At 72.9% G+C, this 2,830-nt stretch carries 4 protein-coding genes and 2 pseudogenes; all 6 read right to left on the bottom strand.

Features of this window, described 5'->3' with window-relative positions; all coding sequences use genetic code 11:
- Positions 1–305: pseudogene (locus KBX53_RS28315) on the bottom strand (cobalt transporter); the annotation flags it as partial.
- A complete protein-coding gene (locus KBX53_RS28310; protein WP_030330797.1) occupies positions 305–634 on the bottom strand; it encodes a helix-turn-helix transcriptional regulator in 330 nt (109 codons plus the stop codon). The gene KBX53_RS28310 and the pseudogene KBX53_RS28315, both read right to left, overlap by 1 nt.
- A 134-nt stretch (positions 635–768) precedes the next feature.
- Complete coding sequence (locus tag KBX53_RS28305) at positions 769–951, bottom strand: ribonuclease (RefSeq protein WP_210862610.1); 183 nt, start codon at positions 949–951, stop codon at positions 769–771.
- 78 nt (positions 952–1,029) lie between these two features.
- Positions 1,030–1,452: a VOC family protein gene (locus tag KBX53_RS28300; RefSeq protein ID WP_309140875.1), complete on the bottom strand. Its 423-nt coding sequence runs from the start codon at positions 1,450–1,452 to the stop codon at positions 1,030–1,032.
- A complete protein-coding gene (locus KBX53_RS37205; RefSeq protein WP_210862607.1) occupies positions 1,442–2,200 on the bottom strand; it encodes a thiamine pyrophosphate-dependent enzyme in 759 nt (252 codons plus the stop codon). Before KBX53_RS37205 ends, KBX53_RS28300 begins: the two co-directional genes overlap by 11 nt.
- A gap of 16 nt (positions 2,201–2,216) precedes the next feature.
- Positions 2,217–2,830: pseudogene (locus tag KBX53_RS28290) on the bottom strand (thiamine pyrophosphate-binding protein); the annotation flags it as partial.

Genomic DNA, 2,830 nt, shown 5'->3' with positions numbered 1-2,830 from the left:
TAGATGGCGAGTGCGAAGAACGACACCGCGATGACCCGCAGCGCGACCTTTTCCCGGGCCTGCGGGTCGGGGCCGGCGAACTGCCAGGCCACCGCCGCCGCAGAGGACACCTCGATGATCGAGTCAAGGCCGAAGCCGATCAGCGCGGTCGACGACGCCATGGTGCCGGCGGTGATCGCCACCACCGCCTCGATGACGTTGTAGGTGATCGTGGCGGCGACCAGCAGCCGCACCCGGCGGGCGAGGACCTGGTGGCGGTCCGACGACGGCCCCGCGGGTGTCACGGTTCTCAGGGGCAGGGTCATCAGCAGCAACCCTTCTCAGCGGAGTCCGGGCACACGGCCGGGTCGACCGCCAAGACGAGGCCGAGCAGGTCGGCCAGGGCATGTGCCAGGCGAACGTCGGCCAACTCGTAGCGGGTCCGGCGGCCCTGCGGCACCGCGACCACCAGCCCGCAGCCACGCAGGCACGACAGGTGGTTCGACAGGTTCTGCCGGGTCGTGCCCAGCAGGTCGGCCAACTCGGCCGGATAGCCGGGCCCCTCCCGCAGCGCCAGCAGGAGTCGCGCCCGGGTCGGATCGGACAGGGCGTGGCCGAAGCGGGCCAGTACCTGCCCGTGCGTCAACGTCTCCATTCCGCAGATAGTACAGCCGAGGCTGTATCAAGCCGAGTCGCGTGCTCAGCCTTCCGCGCCGGGGGCGGCGCCCAGGCCCGCGACGTGTCGGTGGCGTAGGCGCCCGCCAACCGGTCCCCACACACGCACCGGCCCTACTCCTCCGGGACGCGCGGGCCGACCTCGCCCCGCCTGAGGTGCTCCGCGTTGCGGTCTGCCTCATCGTCGGCGTGCGTGGCACCGGCGCCGGGGTCCGTCGTCCGACGCCCCTCGGCGTCCTGGTACACCGCACCGGTTTCGAGGGCTCGCTCCTGCTGACTCTGCTCGGGCGTCGTCATGGATTCCCACCTACCCTCGGGATCGGTCAGCAAACGGCCCCGCCGGTGCCGCCCGATCGACGAGCCCCGATCATGGCGTCAGGCGACGCAGAACTCGTTGCCCTCCGGGTCGAGCATGACGACGTGCCCGAGGACGTCGCCGTACCACTCCTCCCGGACCACCGTCGCGCCGGCGGCGACCAGGTCGGGCACTTTCCGTCGGATCAACCGCGCGCGCTCGGCCTCGTCCCCGGAGCCCGGGCCGGCCACGCGGATGTCGATGTGCATCCGGTTCTTGGCCGACTTCCGCTCGGGGACCCTGAGGAAGGCGATGGCGGGGCCCCGACCGTCCGGATCGACGATGGACGCGTTGTCTGGCTCGTCGAAACCGGGTTCCTTGACGTACCCGAGGGCCAACGCCCAGAAGGCGGCGATCCGCTGCGGATCGTCGGCGTCGCATCCCAGCGTCCAGAAGGTGGCCACCGCGCCACCGTACGCGGGCGGTGCCGGCTCAGTGGCCACGGAACGCCTCCTGCAACCACCAGGAGCCGCCCGCCGCGCAGACCTTGGCGTCGATCACCAGCGGTCGGGTACGGGGACCGGCGAGCCACCGGCGTACCGGCCCGAGATCGTCGACGGTCCGGACGGTCAGCCCGTCGCAGCCGTAGCCACGGGCGATCGCGGCCAGGTCGGTCTCCGGGAAGGTGACAGTGTCCAACGGGTGCCCGTCCGGGCCGAAGTGGTGCACCTCGGCGCCGTACGCCGCGTCGTCGTAGATCACCACGAGCAGGGGCAGCGCCAGCCGGACGGCGGTGACCAGTTCGGTGGCGGACATGACGAAGCCACCGTCGCCGACCGCCGCGACGGTGAGCCGGTCCGGCCGGGCGACAGCCGCGCCGAGCGCACTGGCCAGACCGAGCCCGACCGACTGGAACGCCTGGGTGAAACAGAACCCGGCCACGTCCGGTACGTCCAGCCACATCGACGGGTAGCCCATGAAGTTGCCCGAGTCGACCACCACCGTGCGGTCGGGCGGCAGCAGGTCGTCCAGGGCGGCCGAGAGGGTCCTCGGGTCGATGGTCGCGGCGTCACTCTCGTCCCGGTACGGGACCGTCCGCCACCGGCCGTGGTCGCGGATCCGCTGGGCAAGCGCCGGCGTACGCCAACCGGCGTCCGTAGTCCCGGTGGTGTCGGCGTCCAGTCGACCGAGGACCGCTTCGGCGACCGCCGTCACGTCGCCGGCCACCGTCAGGTCGACCGGGCGGTTCACCCCGAACGCGGCCGGGTCACTGTCGACCTGGACGACGACGGCGCCGGGCGGGATCAGTTCGCCGTGCCGGGTGGTCCATGTTCAGCGTGCTGCCCCACGCGACGACCAGGTCCGCCGCGCCGATCAGCTCGGCGGCGAGAGGGGTGGCGAAGCCGCCGGCCACGTCGAGGTTCCACTGGTTCCCGGCGAACAGTCCCTTGGCCGCTGCCGAGACCGCGAGCAGCGCGCCGCACGCGTCGGCGAGCCGGGTCAGCGGTGCCCGGGCCGCCCGGGCACCCCGACCAGCGATGAAGACCGGTCGGCGGGCGGCCTGGAGCGCGGCCAGCAACGGCTCGACCTGCGGGACGGCGCTCGGGGTCGGCGCGACCACGGGGACCGGACCGGACCACGGTTCGGTCGCCGCGTTCTGCACCTGCAACGGCAGGCCCAGCACCACCGTCGCACCCCCGGCGGCGGCCCGGTACGCCGCGCCCGCGTCCTCGGCCGCGTGCGTCGCGCGTACCCGGTGGAAGTCGGCCCCGACCGCGGCGGCGAGTGCCGGCAGGTCGATGAAGAAGTTCGACAGCGGTGCGGTGGCCTCCGGGGCCAGGACGACCATCGGGGTACGGCTCTTCGCGGCCTCGGTGAGGC

Source organism: Micromonospora sp. M51 (assembly GCF_018070305.1).
GTDB lineage: Bacteria > Actinomycetota > Actinomycetes > Mycobacteriales > Micromonosporaceae > Micromonospora > Micromonospora parva.
Note: the sequence above shows the minus strand (reverse complement) of the source record. Positions and strands in the feature narration are given on the sequence as shown.

Bases quoted from the DNA above. Each gene is read 5' to 3' on its own strand.
- KBX53_RS28310 (WP_030330797.1), bottom strand. From the start codon at position 634: ATGGAGACGTTGACGCACGGGCAGGTACTGGCCCGCTTCGGCCACGCC.
- KBX53_RS28305 (WP_210862610.1), bottom strand. From the start codon at position 951: ATGACGACGCCCGAGCAGAGTCAGCAGGAGCGAGCCCTCGAAACCGGT.